The following is a 950-nucleotide window of genomic DNA, read 5'->3' as shown; positions in this document are numbered from 1 at the left end:
CACCACCGTCTGCGCGACACGGTCGCCCACGGTGGGCACGCCTAGGACCCTGATGCCGCCCTGCGGCTTCGGGATCTCAACCATGCGCACCGGCGGCGGGAAATAGCAGCCCGAGGACATCCGATTCCGGATCCGGGACAGATTCTCCCTCAGAGCCTCCTCGAACGCCGCGATGTCCACCGTGCCCACGCCCGGCGCGCCCTTGGTCGCGCTGACCTTCTCCCAAGCCTCCATCACCAGCAGCTTCGGAATACCGAACGGCTTGCCCGGTGCTTTCAACTCATCCACGCCAATTCCTCCCGGAGAACGTCCGGTTGATCGAATGAACAAGCCACGAACGACCCGGCCCCTTCGCTCCACCCCCATTACAGGGGCTTCACCACTACTACGAGCCGGTCCGCCGGCGCACGTCCGACATGGCCGTGCGCCTTCTCCTGTTCCGCACAGATCCCGCAGATCGGGCTCGCGCCACCTTCACGCCGGACACCGCCTGGCCAGGAATACGGACACCCGCCAGGCTCATACCGGGGAGCGTACAAGCCCCGGTTTCGATGTCGTCCAAGCATTTCGACGCATCAGCAGTGGTTCGCTCGCGCTCGCCTTCCCGATCCCCACCTGACGCCCTTTCAAGGACGCCTTTTCCTCCGACGCTCACCACGACGGTCTTCAGCCAACGCAGCAGGAGGCGGTTTGAAGCCTCCCTCGGCGGGGGCGACTCCGAGGGGCCAAACCCTCATCATCTGTGCAGCATCATTGATTTGCTACCGACCTACACCGGCAGCCACTTTCCGTTCAGGACAAACGTACGCTGCAACTTTTTCCAGGAAGGATACTTTCCGCCGCAGCTCGCGCAATTCTCGTTCCTGCTCCCGCAGGCGGTCGCTCTCGTCGAGCGTGAGTGCCGGTTCCTCTCCTGCATGCTCACGGCGGTATGCGTTGACACAGTTTCC

The 950-nt window shown here is 63.6% G+C and carries 2 pseudogenes; both read right to left on the bottom strand.

Annotation, left to right across the window (positions count from 1 at the left end):
- Window positions 1-288 (bottom strand): annotated as a pseudogene (locus G3I71_RS44795) (group II intron reverse transcriptase/maturase); the annotation flags it as partial.
- A 473-nt stretch (window positions 289-761) separates the two neighbouring features.
- Window positions 762-950, bottom strand: a pseudogene (locus tag G3I71_RS50575) (hypothetical protein); the annotation flags it as partial.

Source organism: Streptomyces sp. SID12501, assembly GCF_010550245.1.
Classification (GTDB): domain Bacteria; phylum Actinomycetota; class Actinomycetes; order Streptomycetales; family Streptomycetaceae; genus Streptomyces.
The sequence above is the reverse complement of the archived record's forward strand: the minus strand, read 5'-3'. Positions and strand labels throughout refer to the sequence as shown.